Annotated in this window: 30 protein-coding genes and 1 tRNA gene; 13 read left to right on the forward strand and 18 right to left on the reverse strand. The window is 71.3% G+C overall.

Features of this window, described 5'->3' with window-relative positions:
• The first annotated feature begins 142 nt into the window (after positions 1-142).
• Positions 143-448 (forward strand): hypothetical protein, encoded by a 306-nt coding sequence (locus ACLBXO_RS00005; RefSeq protein ID WP_447684092.1) that lies wholly within the window; start codon positions 143-145, stop codon positions 446-448.
• A 549-nt stretch (positions 449-997) separates the two neighbouring features.
• Here the strand turns inward: ACLBXO_RS00005 and ACLBXO_RS00010 are convergent.
• The 8 genes from ACLBXO_RS00010 to ACLBXO_RS00045 form a co-directional block, all read right to left on the reverse strand.
• Entirely contained in the window at positions 998-1,435 is a 438-nt protein-coding gene (locus ACLBXO_RS00010; protein ID WP_447684093.1) for a DUF6634 family protein, read from the reverse strand.
• Positions 1,432-1,668, reverse strand: coding sequence for a hypothetical protein (locus ACLBXO_RS00015; protein WP_447684094.1), 237 nt, complete (start codon positions 1,666-1,668; stop codon positions 1,432-1,434). The genes ACLBXO_RS00010 and ACLBXO_RS00015 overlap by 4 nt, the downstream gene beginning before the upstream one ends.
• A 59-nt stretch (positions 1,669-1,727) precedes the next feature.
• On the reverse strand, positions 1,728-2,075 hold the full coding sequence (locus tag ACLBXO_RS00020) for a hypothetical protein (protein ID WP_447684095.1): 348 nt from the start codon (positions 2,073-2,075) through the stop codon (positions 1,728-1,730).
• Entirely contained in the window at positions 2,072-2,323 is a 252-nt protein-coding gene (locus tag ACLBXO_RS00025) for a hypothetical protein (RefSeq protein WP_447684096.1), read from the reverse strand. Before ACLBXO_RS00025 ends, ACLBXO_RS00020 begins: the two co-directional genes overlap by 4 nt.
• Positions 2,324-2,335: 12 nt before the next feature.
• Complete coding sequence (locus ACLBXO_RS00030; RefSeq protein ID WP_447684097.1) at positions 2,336-3,976, reverse strand: AAA family ATPase; 1,641 nt, start codon at positions 3,974-3,976, stop codon at positions 2,336-2,338.
• A gap of 67 nt (positions 3,977-4,043) precedes the next feature.
• Complete coding sequence (locus tag ACLBXO_RS00035; protein ID WP_447684098.1) at positions 4,044-4,559, reverse strand: hypothetical protein; 516 nt, start codon at positions 4,557-4,559, stop codon at positions 4,044-4,046.
• A 120-nt stretch (positions 4,560-4,679) separates the two neighbouring features.
• A complete protein-coding gene (locus ACLBXO_RS00040; protein WP_447684099.1) occupies positions 4,680-4,916 on the reverse strand; it encodes a hypothetical protein in 237 nt (78 codons plus the stop codon).
• Between the two features lie 64 nt (positions 4,917-4,980).
• Positions 4,981-5,562, reverse strand: a complete 582-nt coding sequence (locus ACLBXO_RS00045; protein ID WP_447684100.1) for a hypothetical protein — start codon at positions 5,560-5,562, stop codon at positions 4,981-4,983.
• Between the two features lie 678 nt (positions 5,563-6,240).
• Between ACLBXO_RS00045 and ACLBXO_RS00050 the strand changes: the two genes are divergently transcribed.
• From ACLBXO_RS00050 to ACLBXO_RS00080, 7 genes are read left to right on the forward strand one after another with little or no spacing between them, the layout of a single operon-like run.
• Positions 6,241-7,377, forward strand: coding sequence for an RNA ligase (locus ACLBXO_RS00050; protein WP_447684101.1), 1,137 nt, complete (start codon positions 6,241-6,243; stop codon positions 7,375-7,377).
• 2 nt (positions 7,378-7,379) lie between these two features.
• Positions 7,380-7,604, forward strand: coding sequence for a hypothetical protein (locus tag ACLBXO_RS00055; protein WP_447684102.1), 225 nt, complete (start codon positions 7,380-7,382; stop codon positions 7,602-7,604).
• Between the two features lie 38 nt (positions 7,605-7,642).
• The gene (locus ACLBXO_RS00060; RefSeq protein WP_447684103.1) at positions 7,643-7,963 is read left to right on the forward strand and encodes a hypothetical protein; all 321 of its coding nucleotides are present in this window, start codon (positions 7,643-7,645) and stop codon (positions 7,961-7,963) included.
• On the forward strand, positions 7,960-8,082 hold the full coding sequence (locus ACLBXO_RS00065) for a hypothetical protein (protein WP_447684104.1): 123 nt from the start codon (positions 7,960-7,962) through the stop codon (positions 8,080-8,082). The genes ACLBXO_RS00060 and ACLBXO_RS00065 overlap by 4 nt, the downstream gene beginning before the upstream one ends.
• Positions 8,075-8,683: a hypothetical protein gene (locus ACLBXO_RS00070; protein WP_447684105.1), complete on the forward strand. Its 609-nt coding sequence runs from the start codon at positions 8,075-8,077 to the stop codon at positions 8,681-8,683. The genes ACLBXO_RS00065 and ACLBXO_RS00070 overlap by 8 nt, the downstream gene beginning before the upstream one ends.
• Before the next feature lie 2 nt (positions 8,684-8,685).
• On the forward strand, positions 8,686-8,979 hold the full coding sequence (locus tag ACLBXO_RS00075; RefSeq protein WP_447684106.1) for a hypothetical protein: 294 nt from the start codon (positions 8,686-8,688) through the stop codon (positions 8,977-8,979).
• On the forward strand, positions 8,976-9,173 hold the full coding sequence (locus ACLBXO_RS00080; RefSeq protein WP_447684107.1) for a hypothetical protein: 198 nt from the start codon (positions 8,976-8,978) through the stop codon (positions 9,171-9,173). The genes ACLBXO_RS00075 and ACLBXO_RS00080 overlap by 4 nt, the downstream gene beginning before the upstream one ends.
• On the opposite strand, the gene ACLBXO_RS00085 is transcribed toward ACLBXO_RS00080, so the two are convergent.
• The 6 genes from ACLBXO_RS00085 to ACLBXO_RS00110 all read right to left on the reverse strand — a co-directional run bounded on the left by ACLBXO_RS00085 (position 9,170) and on the right by ACLBXO_RS00110 (position 12,829).
• Positions 9,170-9,391 carry a hypothetical protein gene (locus ACLBXO_RS00085; RefSeq protein WP_447684108.1) on the reverse strand — a complete coding sequence of 74 codons (222 nt, stop codon included), beginning with the start codon at positions 9,389-9,391 and terminating at the stop codon, positions 9,170-9,172. The genes ACLBXO_RS00080 and ACLBXO_RS00085 overlap by 4 nt on opposite strands.
• Positions 9,388-9,603, reverse strand: coding sequence for a hypothetical protein (locus ACLBXO_RS00090; protein WP_447684109.1), 216 nt, complete (start codon positions 9,601-9,603; stop codon positions 9,388-9,390). Before ACLBXO_RS00090 ends, ACLBXO_RS00085 begins: the two co-directional genes overlap by 4 nt.
• A complete protein-coding gene (locus ACLBXO_RS00095) occupies positions 9,600-9,764 on the reverse strand; it encodes a hypothetical protein (protein WP_447684110.1) in 165 nt (54 codons plus the stop codon). The genes ACLBXO_RS00090 and ACLBXO_RS00095 overlap by 4 nt, the downstream gene beginning before the upstream one ends.
• A gap of 147 nt (positions 9,765-9,911) precedes the next feature.
• Positions 9,912-9,987: transfer RNA gene (locus ACLBXO_RS00100), tRNA-Lys, on the reverse strand.
• Positions 9,988-10,087: 100 nt separating this feature from the next.
• Complete coding sequence (locus ACLBXO_RS00105; RefSeq protein WP_331318165.1) at positions 10,088-11,653, reverse strand: 2-isopropylmalate synthase; 1,566 nt, start codon at positions 11,651-11,653, stop codon at positions 10,088-10,090.
• A gap of 330 nt (positions 11,654-11,983) precedes the next feature.
• Positions 11,984-12,829, reverse strand: a complete 846-nt coding sequence (locus ACLBXO_RS00110) for a hypothetical protein (protein WP_447684111.1) — start codon at positions 12,827-12,829, stop codon at positions 11,984-11,986.
• 227 nt (positions 12,830-13,056) lie between these two features.
• Between ACLBXO_RS00110 and ACLBXO_RS00115 the strand changes: the two genes are divergently transcribed.
• From ACLBXO_RS00115 to ubiB, 4 genes are all read left to right on the forward strand, one after another.
• Positions 13,057-13,782 (forward strand): carbonic anhydrase, encoded by a 726-nt coding sequence (locus tag ACLBXO_RS00115; protein ID WP_447684112.1) that lies wholly within the window; start codon positions 13,057-13,059, stop codon positions 13,780-13,782.
• Between the two features lie 142 nt (positions 13,783-13,924).
• Complete coding sequence (leuB, locus tag ACLBXO_RS00120; protein ID WP_331318161.1) at positions 13,925-15,034, forward strand: 3-isopropylmalate dehydrogenase; 1,110 nt, start codon at positions 13,925-13,927, stop codon at positions 15,032-15,034.
• Between the two features lie 113 nt (positions 15,035-15,147).
• Positions 15,148-15,933 (forward strand): bifunctional demethylmenaquinone methyltransferase/2-methoxy-6-polyprenyl-1,4-benzoquinol methylase UbiE, encoded by a 786-nt coding sequence (gene ubiE, locus ACLBXO_RS00125; RefSeq protein ID WP_447684113.1) that lies wholly within the window; start codon positions 15,148-15,150, stop codon positions 15,931-15,933.
• A 31-nt stretch (positions 15,934-15,964) separates the two neighbouring features.
• Positions 15,965-17,527, forward strand: a complete 1,563-nt coding sequence (ubiB, locus tag ACLBXO_RS00130; RefSeq protein WP_331318157.1) for a 2-polyprenylphenol 6-hydroxylase — start codon at positions 15,965-15,967, stop codon at positions 17,525-17,527.
• Positions 17,528-17,578: 51 nt separating this feature from the next.
• Here ubiB and ACLBXO_RS00135 read toward each other — a convergent pair whose 3' ends face one another.
• Positions 17,579-20,554 carry a response regulator gene (locus ACLBXO_RS00135; protein ID WP_331318155.1) on the reverse strand — a complete coding sequence of 992 codons (2,976 nt, stop codon included), beginning with the start codon at positions 20,552-20,554 and terminating at the stop codon, positions 17,579-17,581.
• On the reverse strand, positions 20,551-21,783 hold the full coding sequence (gene zapE / locus ACLBXO_RS00140) for a cell division protein ZapE (protein WP_447684114.1): 1,233 nt from the start codon (positions 21,781-21,783) through the stop codon (positions 20,551-20,553). The genes ACLBXO_RS00135 and zapE overlap by 4 nt, the downstream gene beginning before the upstream one ends.
• A gap of 296 nt (positions 21,784-22,079) precedes the next feature.
• Here zapE and ACLBXO_RS00145 point away from each other — a divergent pair, with 296 nt between their 5' ends.
• Complete coding sequence (locus ACLBXO_RS00145) at positions 22,080-22,673, forward strand: N-acetyltransferase family protein (protein WP_447684115.1); 594 nt, start codon at positions 22,080-22,082, stop codon at positions 22,671-22,673.
• An 8-nt stretch (positions 22,674-22,681) separates the two neighbouring features.
• Here ACLBXO_RS00145 and ACLBXO_RS00150 read toward each other — a convergent pair whose 3' ends face one another.
• Positions 22,682-23,443: a ComF family protein gene (locus ACLBXO_RS00150; RefSeq protein ID WP_447684116.1), complete on the reverse strand. Its 762-nt coding sequence runs from the start codon at positions 23,441-23,443 to the stop codon at positions 22,682-22,684.
• 27 nt (positions 23,444-23,470) lie between these two features.
• Positions 23,471-23,716, reverse strand: a complete 246-nt coding sequence (locus tag ACLBXO_RS00155; protein ID WP_447684117.1) for a hypothetical protein — start codon at positions 23,714-23,716, stop codon at positions 23,471-23,473.
• Between the last annotated feature and the right edge of the window lie 71 nt (positions 23,717-23,787).

The following is a 23,787-nucleotide window of genomic DNA, read 5'->3' on the forward strand; positions in this document are numbered from 1 at the left end:
AGATGTATCAAGGGCGGGACATCTGAGCGGAAGGATGACGCTTTGCCGTCCGGAGGGCGAGTAAGCGCGGGCATTGCGTCCGCTTCGATGCATCCTTGCCCAGAAGCAGACCAGCCGAATTCCACCCTTCCCGGACAACGACATGAATGCCCTCGACCTACTCGGCGACGACGTCGTCGAGAACCTCATTGCGTGGGAGCAGCGCGGCCGCTCTTGCCGCATCCTCACCGAAGCCCAGACCGACGAGCTGGCGGTGGAGTCTCGGGCATGGCTCCGCATGGATCCCGCCCTTGCCGTATTCTGCGCCGTCTACCGGCTGCCCGGAGACTTGCACCCCCGCGACGCCGGCCGCACGTCGACGCCGGCGAATTACGGCGCCGCCCAGGCCGACCCCGCCGCCCTGGCGCTGGTCCTGATCCGCGAGGACCTGCGGCGCCGGGCGGGTTAGTCCCCGTCCCGATGTCGACGGTCCCCTGCGCGCAGCCCGGGGCGGTCCCGAATACCTCCATGCCGCGCTCGTTCAGGACTATACAGCCGACCGCCCCGGCGTCGATCAGGATCAGCCCCATCGACCGCGCGGCCGCCCCCTCGCCGGTCCGGGCGCGCCACTTCCCGGTCCGGGTGTCCCGCGTTTCGCAGCGCGCCGAGACCGCCCATTCGTTGGGGCCGGTCCGCTCGAATGACAGCGACGTCGTCAACTCGTCGTGCCCCCGGCGCTCCGTCGTGCCGGCATGCCAGCGAGGCTCGTCCATGGGGGCAGCCGTCGCCGTTCCGGCCGCCAGGAGGGCGGCCAGGGAAATCAGGGTACGCATCCGAAAACTCTTGTTGACGCTTGCTACGTGCGCCCCCGCGGGGTCGCTCTGCGGCCGCCCCGCATGCGGTTTGTCATTTTGGGGCCCGATCGCATGCGGCCCGTCACTCCCGCATGCGGTTTGACACCGGCGCCCTGGATTTCAGGCCATCCGACACCGGCGCGAACGTTTCGACACCGTGGGTGTCAGATGCCCCACGGGTCGAGGTCGAGGTCGTCCTCGCCGTATCGAGGCAGGCTGTCGAGCAGCGCGTCGACCTCCTCGTCCGACGGCGGCGTGTAGGGCACAGCCTCCGGCTCGGGCTCGGGCTCGGGCGCCAGGGTGGGGACCGGCTCGCCCAAGCGGTAGAACCGACCCTCGGTCCTGACCCATCCTTCACCGCGGGCGATGATGGGCGACGTCCACACGTACGTGCTGCCGAGGCGCGGGTGCCCGGTGACGTTCCCCCGGAGGCAGGGCTTGTCGCTCCTCGGGTACGTAGTCTCCTCGTACTGGTCGATGTAGGGCGCGTCGGCGAGTTGCTCCGGAGACGGCGTCCAGCCGGAGGCGAGGAGGTCCTCGTCCCTGGCCCGGCTGCGGTTGCGCTCGGCGATCTCCGCGTGCGACGGACGGCGAAACCTCATAGCTGGACTCCCCTGCTGTAGTGGATGTCGATGCACCGCCCCAGTCTGATGAGGCCCCACGCATAGCACCACGCCCAGCCTCCGAAATTGCCAGCCGGCTCGTCTTCGATCATCTGGATGGCCGACGTCGTCACCCTGCTGCCATCGGGGTACTGGGGGTGCCCGCTGATGATCCCGGTGAGCACCGCCCCGTCCGCGGACCGGTCGTCCGGTTCGAGGAGCCACTCGTCCAAGAGGGGCGCCTGGCTCAGGCGGTACAGGTCGGCTGGCAGGCGGCCGGGGTAGCGCTGTCTCAGAGCCATTGGAGCCCCCATGCCCATACCGGGCCCACGGCCGGCAGCAGCAGCCTCTGGCACCCCGCCACTCCCCGGCCATCGAAATTCACGAACGAGTCGTGGATGTCCGCGTCGAACCCGAGGCCCTCGCCCTTGCTGTCCCAGTCCCAGGTCTCGTCGACCACCGTGCCGCGGGCGAATGCACAGACAGCGCGCTGGCCGGAGCGGCGGACGCGCATGACACCCGGCAGGCTCACGACAAGGGTCACGTCGCGCATGCAGACCTGATCCGCGTAGCCGACGACGCGGCCGCGCTCACGCAGCGACCACATCCACTTCCGGCGGTTGTAGTAGACGTCCGTCACGGCTGGCCTCCCGTGCGGTCCGGGTGCGTGAAACACGCCGCCCGGCAGAGCACGCCCGCCTTCCTGACCGCGAGCTCGGGCTCGATCAGCCCTTCGAGGAGCTCGCGCTCCAGCTGGTAAGTGAACAGGACCGCCGCGGCGGCGGCCGCCTCGTTCACCTGCCTCAGGTCGATCCTGTTGGTCACCAGCTTGCGGTTGATGAACAGCAGGCGCTCCGGGCGCACGGCCGGGATGAGGGAGATCGTCATGACGGCCTCCCCTCAGTGCCGCGGGGCCAGGGTCTCGCGCGTGGCCAGGATGGCCTCGACGAGACGGCGGAGCGACCGGATGCTGCCCGGGCGCCAGGCCTGCTGCACGGCGGCGAGCTCCTCGCCATCGAGCTCGGGACACCAGTCGAAGTTCAGGCCCCGTTCCCGGCGGACGTCGACGAGGATCCCGTCGACCAGCGCCGGGACGTGCTCTCGCCCGGGCGTGGGGACGTCTATGACGACGAATCGGTCCAGCAGCGCGGCGGTGAGCCCGGCCCGGCCGTTGGCGGTCGCCAGGAACGTGAACCCCGACAGGTCGACGACCGACTCGACGTAGGGGTCGAAGTAGCGGTCCCCGTGGTCGAGCATTGCCAGGAGCGCATCCTGGAGGTTCCCGTTGTGCCGGCTTTCGCCACACTTCTCGGCCTCGTCGAGCACGATCCCGCACGTCGCCAGCCGGTGCCTCTTCGCCTCCTGTATGGGCACGCAACCGCGCCCCGTGCCCCACTGGCGGCTCGTCCCGGCGAACGAGGCGTCCGCGACGCCGGCGCAGGCGTAGACGATGCTGGGCAGCCCCATGCACGTGAGGATGTCCGTGGCGAGCCTGGTCTTGCCGGCGCCCGGGGGGCCGACGAGCAGAGTCGGGGGCAGCTTGGCGAACGGCCGGCCGACGGCGTTGCCGAGGATCCGGTCGATCTGCCGGGCGGCGTGGGGATGCCGCGCCACCAGCGCCGCCCTGGTCTCGGACAGGTCGCGCAGGGGCAGGCACCGCAGGCGCTCGCCCGCGATGCCGGAGAACTCCGACCGCGGCGTGCTGCCCGACGAGTTCTTTTGCCCATCCCTGGCCGAGCCCGGCAGGTGGGCCACGGACCGAAGCACCGTGATCCCGGGCTCCTCGGCAGCCGCCGGCCGCCCCTCGTTCAGGAGGTCTGCCACGACGCGGTTCGCGCGGTCGTGATCGAAATCCTCGTCTCGGGGGTCCAGGCCGGTGTCGTCCCGGACCGCGCCCCGAAGCTCGTCCGCCCCTGCTGCAGCCTGGGCGTCCGTGAGGCGGAGCTCGCGCCAGAACTCGACGACGCCGGCGTCGCGCTCCATGTCCGGGCCGATCATCGCGCGCAACTTCGCGATGTCGGCGTCCTTCGCCGGGTCGTAGACGTCGGCGACCTGCAGGTGGCCGACCTCCCTGAGCACCGCCGCGGTCGTGAGCATCAGGAACAGGATAGCGTCGTCATGCTGCCCCGACGCCGTGACGCTCACGGCGTGATACGCCATGCACGTGCAGACGTAGTGCCCCATGAAAGCGCCCACGAACCGGAGGCGTCGGGCGATCTGGACGCAGGCCCACTGGACGTCCGTGGAGAGCCCGTCGTCGAGCTCGTACCGCTCGGCGCACTCCGCCGCCGAATTGACGTCGTCGGCCGTGGGGTTCTCCCGCAGGGGCTCCAGCAGGGCCACGAGGAGGGGCGGCAGGGCCCTCGTCTCGACCTGCATCGCCCACGCGCGGCAGTCGAGGAACGGCGAGTTCCACGCGAAACCCTGGCCCTTGTAGAGGGCGTCGAGGTCCGGCGGGGCGTTGGGGAGCGTGACGGCGGGGGGCGTCTGCAGGCGCAGCGAAAGACGCGCCTCTGCAACCCGTTGAGGGTCGAGGGTCATCGGTGTTCCTTGGTCCGATGCGCCGGTGAGAACCGACGCTGGGGAGTGGGACTGTACGCGGGGCGGGTTAAGATTCCGTCTCTGGATCCTGTGATCCGGGGAGGCGGCGCTGTTTTCGCGCCCACTCGATGAGCTCGCTGGCCTCCTCTACGATGGCGCGCGCCTTCCTGCCGACGACCGCGTCGACCCGGGCGCCGTGCTTGAGCTCCGCGATGCCGCCGCGCAGGGACGCGACGGCCATGAGCATGTGGCCCATGGCGCGAGGGTGCTCGGAGGCGGCGCCCCGGGCGAGCAGGACGAGGACCCAGGGGGGTAGCCCCCACCGCTGTATCCTGTCCCGGTTGCACGTGCGCGCGTTCAGCCCAGTGACCTGCGCCAACGGCTTCGACCACTCCGGTCCGAGGATGCGGGAGGCGGCGACGTTGACGGCTTCGACGAGGGCGACGGCGATGTCGCCGTGGGCGAGCGCCTGGCCGCCGACGTGCGCCGTGCGCTCGACGTAGACGAGGGGCTGGCCGTCCAGCAGGCCGACTGCGGTGCCGTCGTACAGCCCATCGTCGAGGGGAACGAGCTCGATGATCATGGATCCCTCAGGGGGCGAGAAGGTCGACCGAAACGACGATGCGGCCGCCGTCGTTGGCGACCGCCCAGATGGCGAAGCGGATCGCCCAGGGGCGACCCGCGACGGTGATGGAGACCCGGCTCACAGCATCATCAGGGCCTGGCGGATCTCGTAGGCCTTGGAGACCTGCCCGGAGACGCGGCCGCGCTCGTAGGCGGTGTCCATGGCCTTGGCGACCGTCCGCACGAACTCGGCCGGGAAGCCCGCCGGCAGGGCGAACAGGTGCTCGTCGGAATCGTAGATGTCGATCTTCCCGTCCTCGGCGCGATAGGCCTGGTAGGGGCCGGCGTTGAAGGTCTCGGAGGTGTCAGCGTCCATGGCGGAGATCCCTGAATCGAGAACGCCCCGGCGGGATTGCCGGGGCGCGGGGTGGGGCCAGGGATCAGGCCGCGTCGCGCTCGACGACGTCGTAGAGGCGGCCGCTCTTGGCAAACCCGTACGAGTTCCTGCCGTGGGCGTCGTAGCCCTCGTGCTTGACGCGGCGGTACAGCGCCTCAGTGCAGGGCTCGGCGCGGTAGCCCAGGGTCGCGGCGTAGGCGTCGGCCACGGCCCGGTCCGGGAATGTCTCGCGGCTGCCGTCGTAGGCCACGAACCACCTGCCCTCGCCATCCTTCTCGACCACGGGGGCGGTCGTGCTGTTCCAGTGGTAGGCGTCGGCCAGCGCCTCCTCCTCGGTGCGGCCGATGCCCCAGATCGCCTCGACCTCGTTGGCCACGAGCTCGGCCGGCAGGGCGATGTAGAACCGCTGCGGGTTCCTGACGTAGAGGAGATCCTCGGAGGGGACGGGGCCGAACTCGGCCCTGAGGCGGGCGAGGAGCTCGTCCGTGGCGGACTCGTAGTCGGCGCCCTCGGGAGTGTTGAAGGCGATGTGCTCGCCGATGGCCTGGGCGGCCAGGTCGCGGTCGATCTGGTTCTTGGCAACCTTCCAGGCGGCGATGGCGGTGTCGATGGTGACGCTGGTCATGGGAGTGCCTCTTGTTGTCCCCTGGATCGATGAGAACCGGTCCAGTGTGTCTGTATTTAGCAGACACGGTTTGGATTGCAAGGGGTCTTCCTGTGATCCCCGATCACACACCCCGCGACCCTGCCTTCCAACAGTGTTAACAGTCCGTCTACACAGGTTAACGTCATCAAATCAATTGTGCCGAGGCGTGACCTATATAGAAGTCACTCGGCCGGAATTTGCCTGAAGTAACTCATATATGTCCCCCCCATAGGACACCCATAAATCGTTCACCAATACTGGCGTTAACCTCTGGCCGAGGTTGCCTTCCGCCCACTGGACGAATCCCCCGCCCTGATCGAGGATGCCGGCCTTCCTCCTCGGCCGGCCGGCCCGGGAGCCCGCGTCGGCCGGCGCGGGGGCCCAGCCCGGGGGCCTTGCTCGGGACGATCAGGGGGTCCTCACGCCAAGGGGGACCCCTTTCTCGTTCGAGGGGGACTAGGCGAATCCAGAATTCGTGCTTCGATCGTGATGGCTCTGCGGACGCCCCGACTGGCGGGCGCGGCGGGGTGAAGATCCAGCCTGACGGAGGCCGAGATGCGCTGAGCTCCCACGCTCCCAATCCCGGCCTTCGCCGGGAGGCTTGAAAAGGGCTCCGTCCAGGTGGCGGAGCCCTTCCTGATTCCTGAGGGGGAACGAGTGATCGAGCAGCCCAAGCACCCGGCACGCCTGATGCCGTTCGACGACCTGGTGGCAGGCCTGGAGCGCGCCCGCGCCGCTGGCCACGTCAGCCGGAAGGTGTGCGCCGAGACCGGCCTGCACCTGTACTGCTACACGCAGCGCTGCGTGTACGATCAAGGCTGGGACGCCTTCTCCCTGCTGGCCCGTGGCCTCATCGTCGACCCGGCCGCCCGCACCGTCGTCGCGACGCCGTTCCCGAAATTTTTCAACCTCGGCGAGGGCGGCCGCACCGCCCCGGCCGGCCCGTTCGAGGCCTACGACAAGCTCGACGGCAGCCTCATCGTGGCCTTCTACTTCGCCGGCCGTTGGCGCGCCGCGACCAAGGGCGCGTTCGACAGCTCGCAGGCCGCGTGGGCGCAGGCCCGCCTCGACGCGATGGACACGCACCCCCTCGTCCCGGGCGCCACGTACCTGTTCGAGGCGATCTACCCGGAGAACGTCATCGTCGTCCGGTACCCGGTGGCGGGGCTGTACCTGCTGGCGGCCTACCATGAGGACGGTGTCGAGTTTGACTACGGCGAGCTGTCCTGGGCCTGCATCGCTACCGGCCTGCCGCTCGTCGCCAGCGAGGGTTTCGACAGCATCGCCGACATGGTCACGCGGGCCGCGACGCTGCCCGGCGACAAGGAGGGCTTCGTCGTCCGGTTCGAGGACGGCACGCGCCTCAAGATCAAGGGCGACGAGTACAAGCGCCTCCACAACCTGATCAGCCGGTGCACGCCCCTGGCCGTGTGGGAGATCCTCGCCGCCGGCGGCGACCCGACGCTGATGCGCAAGGACCTGCCGGAGGAGTTCTGGGGCGACTTCGACGAGATCTGCGGGATCCTCGACGACCGCTACCGGAAGCTGCAGGCCCGCGTGTGGCAGGTGGCCGGCGAGGTCAGCGACCTGTCCGACCGCGAACTCGGGCTGCGCCTGTCCACGATGCCCGACGACGTGCGCCCCTTCCTGTTCGCCCACCGGAAGGCGGCGACGCCCGAGGCGAAGGTGAAGGTCGCCCAGAGCATCGCCAAGTCGATCCGCCCGACCGGGAACGTGCTGGCCGGCTACGTGCCGTCCTACGCGATGGCCCGCGCGCTGGACGAGGCTGCCTGACCATGGCGAACATCTCCACGACCGGCACGTTCACCGTCAAGATGTCGCCCGGCACGCTCGCCAGGCTGTCCCTCTGGGCCTGCCGCTCGCAGCTCGAACGCCTCGCGGAGATCGAGCGCCTGCTCGCCGGCGACCTGTCCGGCCGCGATGCCGTGGTCGAGGTCTGCATGCAGCTCGCCCAGTTCGGCGACTACCAGGAGGGCGAGCCCCCCCCCCGAACTACCTAACAAGCCTCCCGGCAGCCCAGGCCTATGCCCGCCGCGTCATGCCGGGCGCCAAGCTGGGCATGCTGGGCACCCGGGCCGTGCTGGTCACCCCGCCCGACGACGAGCGGCTGACCGCCGAGGAGCGCTCGGCCATGTGGGCCCAGCGCGTCGAGCCGCACCCCGTCGCTCACCCCGAGGCCTTCGCCCTGCTGCGGGTCATCGTGCGCCTGATGACGGCTATCGTCCGCGCGGACCTCGCCACCGCCGAGGCGGAGATCGCGGAGGAGGAGATCTCCGAGATGGTCGACGAGGTGGCGGCCGCCGCCGTCTCCCCGCCGGCCCGCGCCTCCTCCCTCCCCGCCGTCGGGTCCTTCGGATGACCGAGGCCCTGCTCACCCAGACCATGACCGCCTGCACGACGGTCTACGTCCACGCCTGGCACTGCGCGTTCGCCTGGGCGCGCGCCGTCGATTCGATGATGGGGGGATCCCGTGGCTAGGCGCAGCACCGCCGGCACCGACCGGCTGAAGTTGGAGGTCGGCGCGGCCGAGGCCGCCTACCGGCTCGCGGAGGCTACGCGCCTCGTCGAGGCGATCCCGCCGATGCGTCGGTGCATCGCCTGGATCGACCCGTCATCGTCCGAGGTCAACTATGACTGGCTCGCCTGCATGATCGCGGAGCACCTGCTCGGCTGGCGGGACGCGGAGATCCCGGTCGACGCCCGTGGCGAGAACGCCTGCAAGGTCCTGACCCAGAAGGGCAGCCTGCCCGATGGATGGGTGCCGAACCCCATCGGCCGCTACGCGCGGGGCGTCTTCCTCCCGACCGTGTTCGGTGACCAGCGCCGGCGCCTGCTCTGGTTCTCCGGGATCCCGGAGGCCCTGAAGCTGGCCAAGACCCTGCTGAGGGTGCCCCAGGGCGGCCTTATGTGGTCGCGCGACTTCGGCGGCCGCTTCACGCTGGCCACCCGGAACCCCCTGGAACCCTGGTCCTGCCAGTCGGGGCCGCATTGCGCGACCGACGCGCTGGCGGTGATCGACGCCGCGCTCGCCGGGGTGCTGGCCCGTGCCGAGGCGACCATCAAGGCGACGGAGGCCTGATCATGAGCAACGACTGGAACGGCCGGGTCTTCACGAACGGCGTGGCCGCGGTCCCCTTCATCACGCTGGGCATCGACGTGGCCCAGGGCAGCGAGGACCCGGCACGCATCCCGAGCCGCGGCCGTCTCGGTTGGGTGTTGGCGGACGAGGTCGACGACACGCCATGGAATCCCCAGCCCGACCCCGGGGCGGCCGCCTACGCGCGCTGCGCCGAGGAATGCCGGGAGCGCCAGTCCGGCGAGCCCGAGTGCACAGACACGTGCCTGAGGGCCGACGAGGCGAGGAGGAAGGCGTGAGCGACAGGCCCATCGACCACAACGTGACCGCGCTGGTGGAGTTCGTGCGCCACGCGCCGGGCCTCCCCGGCCACTGCGTCATGCATCTCATCCGGCAGGGCGTGGCCCGCCGGGACGCCGAGGCCGCCTTCCGGCGAGCCATCGACGCCGGCCGCCTGGTGAGCGACCGGTACAACGTCCTGCGAGCCGCCTAGCGCAGCTTCCCGAGCCCTTCCCTCACGGCCGCCTCGACCGCTTCGCCCAGGCCGTCGGCCTCACGCCCGTGCTCCCGTGTCTCGTACAGCGACGCGGGCTCGCCCCGGCGCTCGACAAGGACCGTGCTGCGCTCCGTGCCGACCATCACCCGCACTGCGACGTCGACGTACCGGCCGGCGCCGGGGCCGTCCTCGACGGGGTAGAGGGGCTTGCTCATGCCGTGGCGCCCGGGCGGGCCGTCACGAGTGGCGCGACGGCGACGACCAGGCGGGCCTGCCCCGGCCACACGACGGCCTCGGACCCGACGATCTCGGCGCACCAGGGCTGCGGGGGATCCTGAATGGAGGCGTAGGCATCCCCGAACGAGACGCGGGCGATCTCCAGGGTGCCGTCGCGCTCGATCCACCACCACTGCAGATCGTCGCTCATGCCCGGTCCGCCAGTCGCTCGCGGAGCGCCTCGGCGACGAGCCCGGGCACATCCTCGGGGCGATGCTCGCCGAGGATCAGGGGCATGCCGCTCCCGCCCACGACAAGCTGGACGCTGACCAAGCCGTCGGATGCCGGCTCGATGTCGAGGACGTAGCGCATGCGGGGAGACTCGCAGCTCGCGGGGGCGCCGGCAATCCGTAGCCCCGCCCAAGAACCGGCCCCGCCCAAACCCCGCCCAAGGCCTAGACATGGAAAAGGCGCCGCGTGGGCGCCTCGGGGTAGATCGTTGTTTCTGTTTCGGGATTTTGGTGGGCGCACTAGGGTTCGAACCTAGGACCCGCTGATTAAGAGTCAGCTGCTCTACCAACTGAGCTATGCGCCCGATCGCGTCTGCGACCGCCCGGTGGCCACCAAGTCCGTCCGGGGTGGCGGGCTGATACCAACGCGGCCGGGGCCTGTCCACCCCCGGCCGCCTCTTTTTCTCATTCCGCCGCCGCATGCTGTGCATGCACGCGCACGGAATGGGCCGACAGCTTGTTCAGAGCCGAGAGGTACGCCTTCGCGGACGCCACCAGCGTGTCCGGATCGGCGCCGCGCGCGGTGACGCTGCGCTCGCCGTCCCGCAGGCGCACCGAGACCTCCGCCTGGGCGTCCGTTCCGCCGGTGACGGCGTGGACCTGGTACAGTTCCAGCTGCGCCTGGTGCGGGACCAGCGCCGAGATCGCGTTGAACACCGCGTCGACGGGCCCGTTGCCGTCCGCCTCTTCGATCCGCGTGCCGGTCTCGTCCGCGATCCGCAGCGTGGCGCGCTGCGGTCCGCGGGTTCCGGCGATCACCGACAGGGAGACCAGCCGGATCCGGTCGTGCGCCGTGGCGAGGTTCTCGTCGACCAGCGCCTCGATGTCCTCGTCGTAGACGTTCTTCTTCCGGTCGGCCAAGGCCTTGAACCGGTCGAAGGCGTCCTGGAACTGGTTGTCCGACAGATGCAGGCCGAGATCCTCCAGCTTGGAGCGGAACGCCGCCCGGCCCGAGTGCTTGCCCATCACCAGGGAAGTCTTGGTCAGCCCGACCGAGGCCGGCGTCATGATCTCGTAGGTCTCGGCGTTCTTGAGCATGCCGTCCTGGTGGATGCCGCTCTCGTGCGCGAAGGCGTTGCGGCCGACGATCGCCTTGTTGAACTGCACCGGGAAGTTCGTGGCGTGGCTCACGAGCTTGGAGGCGCGGGTCAGCATCGTCGACTCGACGCCGGTCTCGTAGGGCAGCACGTCGGCGCGGGTGCGCAGCGCCATCACGATCTCCTCGAGCGCAGCGTTGCCGGCCCGCTCGCCGATGCCGTTGATGGTGCACTCGACCTGCCGGGCGCCTCCCTCGATGCCCGCCAGGGAATTGGCGATCGCGAGGCCCAGGTCGTTGTGGCAGTGGACCGAGAATACGGCCTTGTCGGCGTTCGGCACCCGCTCGCGGACGTTCGCGAACATGTCGCGGTACTCCGACGGCGTGGCGTAGCCGACCGTATCGGGCAGGTTGATCGTCGTGGCGCCGGCCTTGATCGCCGCCTCGACGCAGCGGCACAGGTAATCGAGCGGCGTGCGGGTGGCGTCCATGGCCGACCATTCCACGTCCTCGACGAGGTCGCGGGCCTGGGCCACGGTCTTCAGGATGATCTCGACGACCTCGTCCTGGCTCTTGCGCATCTGGTGCGCGAGGTGGATCGGCGAGGTCGACACGAAGGTGTGGATGCGCGCGCGCTTGGCGTGGCGCACGGCCTCGCCGGCCCGAGCGATGTCGGCGGGGATCGCGCGGGCGAGGCCCGCGATGGTGGCGCGCTTGGTCCGGCGGGCGATCTCCGAGACCGCCTCGAAATCGCCGTTCGACGCGATGGGGAACCCGGCCTCGATGATGTCGACGCCCATCGTGTCGAGCAGCTCGGCGACCGCGAGCTTCTCGTCGAAGGTCATGGTGGCGCCGGGGCACTGCTCGCCGTCGCGCAGCGTCGTGTCGAAGATCAGGATCCGGTCGCGGGCGGAGGCGGTGCTGGTCGTGGTCATGGCATTACCCTGTCGCGGGCCGCCCGGCACGTGATGGCGCGGCGCGGCGTGGTGCCCTCGCGGGCGGATTCGCGAATGAACGAACTCCCCTGAAGGCCCAGGCGCGCGCCCGGACGGCCCTCAGGGGCGGGTAAGCAGAAGCGGAAGAAGGAGCCCGGAGCGGCGCGCACGGGACCGAAGCGCCGTAGAGGCGGCGCGGGCGGTCTCGGTCGCTGAGCCGGCTCTGGCCAAGGCTCGTCTCTCCTGTCGGCGACCCGCGCGGGACGTTCTCACGGCGCGGTGCTGCCCGTAGGTATCCCCGGAGCGGTCGGAACACAAGCGAGACGCGCGTCAGGAGGCGGTGGCCGGGACGGTCGCGGCCGGCAGGTCCGCGAGGACCGCCGCCGCGAGATCGTCGTAGAGCAGCATCTGCCCGGCGGCCCAGGACTCGAATTCGGCCAGCAGCGTCGGGTCGAACGCGGTCAGGCGACCGCCGCAGATCCGGATCCATCCCGCTGCCTCCGCCTCGCCGAGCAGATTGCCGACATGGGCGCGCGACACGTCCAGCCGCTCGGCGAGGCCGCGCAGGCTGAGCGACACCGCCGCCGGCGCGCCGGGCACCGCGGCGGCGTAGTGGGCCCCGACCAGGGCGGTCAGCAGCGTGTAGCCGCAATCCCGCCCGGCGAAACGGAGCACCCGCGGAAACGGCGCGATGAGCGTGCCGTGCCGCAGCACGTGGGCGGCCGACAGGCGGACCAGCTCCCCGAGCCGGTCGGGTCCGTCGAGCATCCCGGCGCGGCCCGGGTCGCGTCGGGTCACCGCGTCCATGGCGGCGACGAACAGGCGCCCGCTTCGCGCGATCTCGGTCACCAGGGCCGGCGCCGCCTGCAGGCATTTCACCCGTCCGTCGCCCCGATCCGCGACCGCGGTGACGAATCGTCCGGCCTTCAGGGCCGACACGAAGCCGGCCGTCTGCCTCGGGCTCGATCCCACCATCGCCTGGAGGACGGTCAGGGTGGGGCGGGGGCCGCCGTGGTGTCGCCACGCGTAGTCGTTGTGGATCAGCATGAACGAGACCACGTAGCGCCCGATCTGGTTGAGCAGCTTGTGGCTGGGCCAAACTATCTGCGCCGGCTCGATCATGCCCCGGCAGTAACCGGCGACCGCCGGGCGGAAACCGTGCTCGGATCGAAGCAAGGCGATCCGATCCCGGAAATGATCGTCCAACATCCGTGCCCCGGTTCAGCCGGCTCCGGACCGGAGGGATGCCCCGCGCCCGGCCTCCGGTCCAGGACTTCCTGCAAAGTTTGGACTCTGTGGTGAAGAACGCGCCGGGATACGACTCGCAGTGCTTGTCTCAGCGCTGCCGAAGCGAGCGGTCCGCCGGGCCTGGCCGGCGTCAGATGCGAAGGGGACCGTCCACCGTGTGCGATCTGCATCGACCCTCTCTCTCCCGGCGCGGCCTGCTGGCGGCCGCGGCGGCCGGTACCGCGATGGGGGCGTCCGCCGGGATCCGGCGCGCCGAGGCGGCCCTCGACGGGGCGCGATCGAACGCCATCACGCCCGAGGCGGCCCTGACGCGACTGCGCGACGGCAACGGCCGCTACGTGGCCAACACGCCGGCGAATCGGGACTTCGCGGCCGGTCGCGCCGCGCGCGCCGCGCGCGCCGCGGCGCAGTACCCGATCGCCTGCATCGTCGGCTGCGCCGACGCCCGGGTCGCCCCGGACTTCATCTTCGACCAGGGACCGGGCGATCTGTTCGTCGTCCGCGTCGCCGGCAACTTCGTCACCACCGACGGCCTCGCCAGCCTGGAATACGGCGTGTCGGTACTCGGGGCGCCGCTGATCCTCGTGCTCGGCCACTCCGATTGTGGGGCCGTGAAGGCGACGATCGACGTCATGAAGACCGACGCGACCCTTCCCGGTCATCTCGCCGTGCTGATCGACGCGATTCGCCCGGCGGTGGACCTGGCCGAGAAGGCGCGGGCGCAGGATCCCCTGGCCGAGGCCATCGCCCAGAACGTTCGGCACAGTGTCCGGCGCCTGCAACAGGCCGGGCCGATCCTCGCGGAGGCCGTCGCCGCCGGGCGCGTGAAGGTCGTGGGCGGCTTCTACGACATCGGCACCGGCCGGGTCGCGATGCTCTGATTGCGGGGGCGCGATCCGCCCCGGTGCGCGGGCGGGCGCCCGGCCGATGCGGGACGCCGATGCTGGACGCCGATGCTTGCCAATGACGGTGCAGCCTCGATAAAGCCCGCCGGCACGTCGAGACCAGAACCGCGAGACCGTCATGGCCAGCTACAAGCTCCTGCTCCTGCCCGGCGACGGGATCGGCCCGGAGGTCGCCGGCGGCATGCAGGTGGTCCTCGACACCCTCAAGGAGACCGGTCTCGCGACCTTCGAGACCGAGACCGACCTCGTCGGCGGCTGCGCCATCGACGCGCACGGCGTCCCGCTGGCGGACGCGACCCTGCAGCGCGCCAAGGACGCGGACGCGATCCTGCTCGGCGCGGTCGGCGGTCCCAAATGGGCCGGCGTCGCCTACGAGAACCGCCCCGAAGCCGGCCTGCTGCGCCTGCGCAAGGAGCTGGACCTCTTCGCCAACCTGCGGCCCGCGATCTGCTACCCGGCGCTGGCCGAGGCCTCGGCGCTGAAGCGCGAACTCGTCGAGGGGCTCGACATCATGATCGTCCGGGAGCTCACCGGCGGCGTCTATTTCGGCGAGCCGAAGGAGATCACCACGCTGGAGGACGGCTCCAAGCGGGCGGTCGACACCCAGGTCTACACGACGGCCGAGATCGAGCGGATCGCCCACGTGGCCTTCGACCTCGCCGGCAAGCGCTCGGGCCGGGTCGCCTCGGCCGAGAAGCACAACGTGATGAAGTCCGGCGTCCTGTGGAAGGAGGTCGTCACGAAGGTGCACGCCGCGCACTACGCCGAGCTGCAGCTGGAGCATATCCTCGCTGACAACTGCGCCATGCAGCTGGTGCGCCGGCCGAAGCAGTTCGACGTGCTGGTCACCGACAACCTGTTCGGCGACGTGCTCTCCGACATCGCCGCCATGCTCACCGGCTCCCTCGGCATGCTGCCCTCGGCCTCCCTCGGCGCGGTCGACGCGAGCGGCCTGCGGCGGGCACTCTACGAGCCGGTCCACGGCTCGGCCCCCGATATCGCCGGCCAGGACAGGGCCAACCCGATCGCCATGATCGGCTCGCTCGCCATGTGCCTGCGCTACTCCTTCGGCCTCGGCGACGCCGCCGACGCCCTCGACGGCGCCATCACCGACGCCCTCGCGGGCGGCGCGCGCACCGCCGACATCGCCGGCGAGGGCACGAACCCGATGGGCACGCGCGCCATGGCCAGCGCGGTGGCGGACGCGCTCCGCACCCGGGTCGGCTGAGACACGTCTTCGGCGCGTCGCAGCACCGGGGTCGGTCCCCAGCCGCGTGTTTCGACGCATGGCGGTCGGGCGCGACCTTCGCTATGACGCGCCGATCGAGGATTGGGAGCGTCATGAAGGCCGGAGACGGGGCGTCTGAGCGCGCGAGCGCGGATTTCGGCTTCGAGCGCGTGGCGCTCGACGAGAAGCAGGGGCGCGTCGACAGCGTCTTCCACTCGGTCGCCCGCCGCTACGACATCATGAACGACCTGATGTCGGCGGGTCTGCACCGGGCCTGGAAGGCGCAGCTCGTCTCGATGCTGCGGCCGCCGCAGAACCGCGCCTTCGCGCATCTCGACGTCGCCGGCGGCACCGGCGACGTGGCGTTCCGGGTGCTGGCCGCCGGCGGTCCGCGCACCCGCGTCACCGTCCTCGACATCAACGAGTCGATGCTGCGGGTCGGCGCCGAGCGGGCGCGGGAGCGCAAGGTCGACGAGACCGGCGACCGGATCGCCTTCGTGACCGGCAACGCCGAGGCTCTGCCGCTGCCGGACGCCTCCTTCGACGCCTACACGATCGCCTTCGGCATCCGGAACGTGCCGCGGATCGAGACGGCGCTCGCCGAGGCGCGGCGCGTGCTGAAGCCCGGCGGGCGCTTCCTGTGCCTGGAATTCTCCGCCGTCGACATCCCGCTGCTCGACCGGATCTACGACGCCTACTCGTTCAATGTGATCCCGCGCATCGGCGCCCGGGTGGCCGGAGACGCCGAATCCTACCGCTACCTCGTTGAGTCGATCCGGAAGTTCCCGACCCGCGGCGCCTTCGCGGGCATGATCGAGCGCGCGGGCTTCCGGCACGTCACCGACCGGGCGCTCACGGGCGGGATCGTGGCGATCCATTCGGGCTGGAAGGTCTCTTGACCGCCGCCGCGCGCGACGGGAGCCAGCACCGGTGATCAGCGCCGCCGTCAACCTGTTCCGCGGCGCGCGGGTCGGCTTCGTGCTGGCCCGGGAGGGCGCCCTCGCCTTCGCCGATCCCTCCGAGCTGCCGCCGCACCTGCGGCTCGCCCTGCGGATCGGGCGCTCCCTCGAGCGGCCGGGCCTGGACGACGGGGCCGCCCGGCTCTCGGCGGCGATGACGCGCCTCGGCCCGTCCTACGTGAAGTTCGGCCAGTTCCTGGCGACGCGGCCCGACATCGTCGGCGTGCGCGCGGCCTTCGACCTGGAGAAGCTGCAGGACCGGGTGCCGCCCTTCCCGCAGGCCGTCGCGCTCCGCACGGTCGAGACCGCCCTCGGCAAGCCCGTGAGCGCCCTGTTCGTCTCGTTCAGCGAGCCGATCGCGGCCGCCTCGATCGCGCAGGTCCACAAGGCGATCGTGCAGGATCCCGACGGCACGCAGCGCGCCCTCGCCGTGAAGGTGATGCGGCCCGGCGTCCGCGAGCGCTTCATGCGCGACCTCGAGGTCATGCGCTTCATGGCCCGGGTGGTGCACGCCCTGTCGCCGCAAGCGGAGCGGCTGCGCCCCCGCGAGGTGGTGGAGATCCTCGCGCGCTCGGTGCTGATGGAGATGGATTTCCGCCTGGAGGCGGCGGCCGCCTCGGAACTCGCCGAGAACACCAAGGACGATCCCGATTTCCGCGTGCCGAGGCCGGAATGGGAACTGACCGCCCGCGAGGTGCTGTCGGCCGAGTGGATCGAGGGCACCCGCCTCCACAGCGCGGCCGAACTCGCCGCCCGGGGGCACGATCCGCAGACCATCGGGCGGACCGTCATCCAGAGCTTCCTGCGGCACGCGATCCGCGACGGCTTCTTCCACGCCGACATGCACCAGGGGAACCTGCTGGTCGACGCCGAGGGCCGCCTGGTGGCGGTGGATTTCGGCATCATGGGCCGCCTCGGCCCGAACGAGCGCCGGTTCCTCGCCGAGATCCTCCTCGGCTTCATCCTGCGCGACTATCGCCGGGTGGCGAAGGTCCATTTCGAGGCTGGCTACGTGCCGGCCCACCACTCCGTGGAGGATTTCGCTCAGGCGATCCGCGCGATCGGCGAGCCGATCCACCAGCGCCGGGCCGACGAGATCTCGATGGCCAAGGTCCTGACCCTGCTGTTCGACGTCACGGCCCTGTTCGACATGAGCACTCGCACCGAGCTGGTGATGCTCCAGAAGACCATGGTGGTGGTGGAGGGCGTGGCCCGCTCCCTCGACCCGCGTCTCGACATGTGGACCACGGCCGAGCCGGTCGTGCGCGCCTGGATCGCCCGCAACATGGGCCCGGTCGGCCGGGCGCAGAGCGGCCTGGAGGCCCTGCGGGTGGTCTCCGACGTGGTCGGCGACATCCCGGACCTCGCCACGCGGTTGAAGCGCGTCCTCGTCCGCCTCGACGAGGCCGGCACCGGCGATGCGCGCCGCCTGGAGCGTTTCGCCCGTGAGGAGCGCCAGCGGGCGATCTGGTCGACGCTGGCCCTGTGGGGCATCGCCGTCGGCGCGCTGATGCTGGCGTTCCGGGGTCTCTGACGCGCTGTACGCCCTGCCCCGGGAACGACTCCGCGCGCCGTCCGCGGGCGCTTAGCCGGGCGCGTGTCCCGACACGGTCGCGCCCTCGGCCGCGGGCATCAGGGCACGCAGCTCGCGGGCGAGCTCGTTGAGCCCGGTCGTGCCTTTGGCGAGCACCCGGTCGGCCTGACCGGCCAGACGGCGTCGGTCCTCGGCCGTGATGTCCTTGGCGGTGAGCACCACGACCGGCACGTCGCGGCTGTCCGGGCGGGCACGGAGCGCCCGGAGGAACGCGAAGCCGTCCATCTCCGGCATCATCAGGTCGAGGAGGATGAGGGACGGACGTTCCGCCTCCAGGGATTCGAGGGCGCGCAGGCCGTTCTCCGCCTCGCGGACCGGGAAGCCCTCGCGCGCAAGATAGGCGCAGACGTGGTCGCGAACGTCCGGCTCATCCTCGACCACGAGGATCCCGCCGTCGCCCGATGCGGGACGGAAGCGGTCGACGATCTGGCGCAGGCTGCCCCAGTCGAGCGGCTTCTGCAGGTAGTCGGTGGCGCCGAGCGAGAAGGCGAGATTCTGCTCGTCCAGGACCGTCACCATGACGATCGGCGTCGCGCCGATCTCGGGATCGGCCCGGATCGCCCGCAGCACCGCCCATCCGTCCATCTGCGGCATGGTGACGTCGAGGAGCACGGCCCGGGGATGCAGGCTGCGGGCGAGATCGAGCCCGCGCCGCCCGTCCTCGGCGACCGTCACCGCGAAGCCCTCACGCTCCAGGAAGCGCGCCAGCAGATCGCGGGTCGCGGCGTCGTCGTCCACCACCAGGATCGTCCCCCGCTCTCCGGGATCCGGGGCGGCCGGGCCCGCGTCCTCGCCCGCGCCGGTCTCGAAGCGTGCCGGCAGCGTCAGCGTGAAGGTGGTACCCTGCCCCTCGCGACTGTCCACGGCGATCGAACCGCCCAGCATCTCGGCGAAAGCCCGTGTGATCGCGAGGCCGAGCCCGGTGCCGCCGAACCGGCGCGTCGTGGAGGCGTCGGCCTGGGTGAACCGCTCGAACAGCTTGCCGAGCTGCTCCCGCGTCATGCCGATGCCGGTATCGGTCACGGCGAAGCGCAGCGCGCCGTCGGCGCGGGTGACCGCCAGGGTGATCCGGCCGTCCTGGGTGAATTTCGCGGCGTTGCTCAGGAGGTTGATCAGGCACTGGCGCAGCTTGGTGACGTCGGTGTGGGCGCTGCCCAGACCCGGCTCCAGCTCGAGCGCCAGGGTGTTGCCCTTCTTGGCGACGAGCCCCTCGACCGTGACCGCGACCTCCTGCACCACGGCGGCGACCTCGAAGTCCTCCGCGTAGATCTCGACCCGGTCGGCCTCGATCTTCGAGATGTCGAGCACGTCGTTGATCAGGCCGAGCAGGTGGCGGGCATTCGTCTCGATCTTCTTCATGTCGGTGACGAGGTCGGCCTCGCCGATATCCTCCAGCTCCTCCTGCACCATCTCGGAATAGCCGATCACCGCCGAGAGCGGGGTGCGCAGCTCGTGGCTCATGTTGGCGAGGAACTGGCTCTTGGCCGCGTTGGCGGCCTCTGCGGCCGCGCGCGCCGCCTCGATCGCGGCCTCGGCCTCCTTGCGCTCGGTGATGTCCGTGTGGGTCCCGACCCACTCCCGCAGGGTGCCGTCGGGTTCGAGGATCGGGACGGCCCGCACGCTCATGTGCCGGTAGGCGCCGGAGGCGGCGCGCATCCGGTGCTCGGTGGCGTAGGGTTCCAGGCTGGTCACGGCGCGGGTCCACGCGGCGCGGGTATGCGCACGGTCGTCCGGGTGAATCGCGTCGAGGAAGCCGAGCCCCGCGTAGGCGGCCTCGTCCTGGCCGGTGAAGCGGGTCCAGGCAATCTGGCGGCGGTGGAGGCTCCCTTCCGGGTTGGCGGTCCAGACGATGGCGGCGCTCGCCTCGATCAGCGAGCGGAAGCGCTCCTCGCTCCGCCGGAGCCGGGCCTCCGCGAGGTGGCGGATGGTCTCGTCGACCACGACGAGGCCGACGCCCTCGACACTCTGATCGGCCGCCGCACTCTCCTCGCCCCGGAGCGGGTAGAAACTCATGGAGAAGTGCCGCACGCCCCCCGGCGCCGAGGGGGTCGGCACCGCGACCGGCACGTTCGGCGAGACCAGGCCTTCCGTCAGGGCCGCGGCCAGCTTCGGCGCCAGCTCCTCCCGCAGCGTCGGGAGCATGGCCCAGATCGGCGCACCGAGATCGGCCCCGAAGCCGCGCTCGCTCATGGTGGCGAGCGCCCGGTTCATGTGCCGGATCTTCAGGTCGCGGTCGAGGAAGCCGAGCCCCACCGGCGCGTTGGCGAGCACGCCGTCGAGGAGGCGCGACATGCGCAGCGATTCCTGCCGGCGCACCAGGGCGAGGCGCGCCAGCAGCACGATCGCCCCGAGGGCCGCTGCCGCGGAGAGCAGGAACAGCAGGAGCCCGCGCCAGCCCTCGCGCGCCTGAAGGGTGGCGAGCTGCTGCAGGGTCGCGTCCTGGCGCGCCGCGGCCTCGGCGCGGATCGCGTCCATCAGGCGCTTGCCGTCGCCGGTCCGGACGAGGCCGATCGCGGCGTCGAAGCCCTGGTTGCGCCGGGCCTCCACGACCCGGGCCGCGAAGTCGCGCTTCTGCGCGATCAGGCCGGCGAGCGACGGACCGCCGGCCCGGACCGGATCCTGCGCGGCCGCGCCGAGGCCGGTCAGCTCCGTGTCGATCTTGGTGAGGGCGGTCGTGTAGGGCCCGAGATAGTCCTCGCTGCCGACCAGCACGTAGCCGCGCTCTCCGGTCTCCAGGTCCTTGACCTCGGAGATCAGGCGCTCGATGCCGGCGATCGTCGCGTTCGCCCGGGCGGTCGCGGCCCGGTCGGTCTCGCCGGTCACGTAGTTCGCCGTGCCGCTGCCCAGGGCGACGATCAGCAGGATGAACGCGACGGGGGAGCCCAGGAGCCAGCCCAGCGGGCCGGCGCCGCGCCAGTTGCGCCGCCGCAGCCCGAAGATCGATCCGGCGCGCGAGGGGGCGCTCACGTCTCCACCAGCCCGGTCGTGGCGCCCGACGCCTCGGAATCCGGGCGGCCGTGCGGCTGGCCGAGATAGTCCAGCGAGCGCATCTCGATCAGGCGCGAGACGGTGCGATCGAACTCGAAGGCCTCGCGGCCGGTCCGGGCGGTGTAGAGGTCCTGCGCCTCGGCCGCCGCGGAGGCCACGAGCTTCACGTGCCGGTCGTAGAGCGTGTCGACCAGCGTGATGAAGCGCTTGGCCTCGTTCCGCTCCGCCTCCCCCATCACCGGGATCCCGTCGAGGATCACCGTGTGGTAGGCGCGGGCGAGCGCCATGTAGTCGGAGGCGCCGAGGGGCTGGCGGCAGAGATCGTCGAAGCCGAACCGGGCCACGCCGGTCGCCTGCTCCGGGACCGCGACGGCCCGGCCGTGGACCGTGACCGTCGTCGGGAGGCCGCGGGCCTTGCCGGTCAGCGCCTTGAAGGCGGCGTCGAGGGCGGCGCGCGCCGCCGCGTCGGCCGGGACGTGGTAGACGGCCGCGCCGCCGAGCTTCTCGAGCCGGAAGTCGGTCCGGGAATCGAGCCGGACGACGTCCACGCGCTCCTTCAGGGTCGCCACGAAGGGCAGGAACAGCGCCCGGTTGAGGCCGCCCTCGTAGAGCCGGTCGGGCTCGACGTTCGAGGTCGCGACGACGGTGACGCCGCGCCGGAACAGGTGGTTGAACAGGCGCCCCAGGATCATCGCGTCGGCGATGTCGGTGACGGTGAACTCGTCGAAGCACAGCAGGGTCGCCTCGTCGGCGAGCTGGTCGGCCACCGGTCCGATCGGGTCGTCGCCCTTGACGGTGCCGGCTTTCAGCGCCTGCCGGTAGGCGTGAATGCGCTCGTGCGCGTCCGCCAGGAAGCCATGGAAATGGACCCGTCGCTTCGGCTCCGGCGCCGCGTCGTGGAACAGGTCCATCAGCATGGTCTTCCCGCGCCCGACAGAGCCCCAGATGTACAGGCCCTTGATCGCCTCGGCCTCGTCCTTGCGGCGGAACAGCCACCCCAGGGCGCTCGTCTTGCTGGCCCGCTTGCGGCGCTGGAGGTCGAGGACCAGCCGGTCGAGGGCCCGCACAAGGTGCGCCTGCGCCGGATCACGCTCGATGGCACCGGTGGCGACCAGGGCCTCGTAGCGCTCGTGGACCGGGCCGGGCGAGACCGCGCCGGCGAGCGCCGCCGGCGACGGGGCGATGGACTTGACGGATCTGTCGTTCACGCCGCCGGTTCCTCGCTGCTGATCGCGGCACCGGTTCGGCACCCCCTGCGCCCGCATCGGCGGTCAACGACCCGGGGCCTGTTCCAGTGCCGCGCAAGCTCGGCCTGAATCAACCCCGCGGCCGAACAGCCGCAGGCAAGCGTCCCATCGCTCGCGCGCATGGCAGGCACGCGGACGGCCCGCCCCGCATTCCGCTGCATTGCACAATGGATATGGGGATGCGACACCCCCGCGGTCTCTTGGGAGGAGCGTCCGGATCACCTCGCGCGCCAGCGCGCACGAACCGGAGCTTCATCATGGCGGTACAAGCCCTCGATGGGCCGACCCACACCATCCGGCGCCTCTGGCCGGCGGACCGCGCGGCGGTCCTCGACTACTTCCTGCGGCTGGATCCGGAGACCCGGGCGAGCCGCTTCATGGGCAATGTCAGCGAGGCCGGAGTCCGCGCCTACGCCGCGCAGGCCCTGACCGCGGAGGGCGTGATGTACGGCGCCTTCGTGGGCGGGGCGCTGCGCGGCCTCGGGGAGCTCCGGCCGATGGGCCCGGGCGCGTCCCGCTACGCTCTCGGGCCGCACGCCGAGGCGGCCTTCGCGGTCGAGCAGACCTTCCGCCGGCAGGGCATCGGCGCGGCGCTGTTCGCCCGGATCGCCCGCTCGGCGCGGCATCGCGGCGTCAAGGATCTCCACGTCCGCTGCCTATCGGGCAACGGGCCGATGCTGCGCCTCGCGGTCAAGCACGGGGCGGCGCTCCAGCACGAGGGTCGCGAGATCGAGGGCGCCCTGCACCTCCCGCGTCCGACGCCGTTCTCGCTCTGGTACGAGGGGATCGCGGAGGCGTTCGACTTCACCCTGGCGGCGAGCTTCCCGGAGCGGATGCAGGCCGGGCGCTGAAGGCAGGCTCAGCCGGCGGCGTCGCCGACGAGCGCGAAGGTCAGAAGGTCCACGGACGTCGCCCCCGCGCGCAGGAGCGCCCGCGCGGCGGCGTTGCCGGTGGCGCCGGTGGTCACGACGTCGTCCACGAGGAGAACCCGGCGTCCGCGGACGCGGTGCTGCTCGGCGGCCGCGACCCGGAAGGCGCCGCTCAGGTTCTCGGCCCGCGCCGCGCGGCTCAGGCCGACCTGGGAGCGCGTGGCGCGCACGCGCACGAGGGCCTTGGCGACGCACGGCCGTCCCGCCGAACCGGCGATCGCCCGCGCCAGAAGGGCGGACTGGTTGAAGCGCCGCCGCCAGAGGCGCCCGCGATGGAGCGGGACCGGCACGAGGCACTCGGCCTCGGCGATCAGGGACCGGCCGCTCGCGGCCATCATCCGCGCCATGACACCGACGAGATCGAGCCGGTCCTCGTATTTCAGGCGATGGACCAGCCGCCGGGCCACGGAATCGTAGAGCGCGACGGCCCGGGCGCGGCCGAAGACGGGCGGTTCCGCGATCGCCCGGGGCGACACCAGCGGGCCGACCCCGAGGTCGACGGCGAAGGGCGTTCCGTAGCGCTGGCACACCGGCTCCTCGATCAGGCGCAGGCTCGACCAGCAGGACGGGCAGAACGCGCCCGGATCGGCGGTGGCACCGCCGCAGCCCGCGCAGGTGGGCGGGTAGATCAGGGAGACGACCCCGCTCGGCAGACCGCGCAGGGCCGTGGCGACGGCCTGGAGGGCCGTCATGCGCGCACCGCGCTCCGCAGGGCCGGCTTACCGGGCCGAGACGGGGCGCGCCTGCGGCGCCATCTGTTGCTGCTCGACCTGACGGTCGCGAGCGTTGGCACGATGGCGCCCGATGGCGCAGCCGGCCGCGGCGCCAAGGAGGCCGTGATGGCCGGCGTAGTGACCCGCGATGCCGCCGACGATGGCGCCCTTGATGCAGCCCTTCGCCTCGGCGCCGCCCGCGGCGGCCAGGGTGGTGAGGGCCACGGCGGCCCCGACGAGCATGCGCTTCATGATTGGTGCTCCATGAGGAATCTCGGCCGTTGGGCCGGTTGCAGCAGGAACAGCGACGCTCCCGAGTCGTT

Source organism: Methylobacterium sp. C33D, assembly GCF_053345825.1.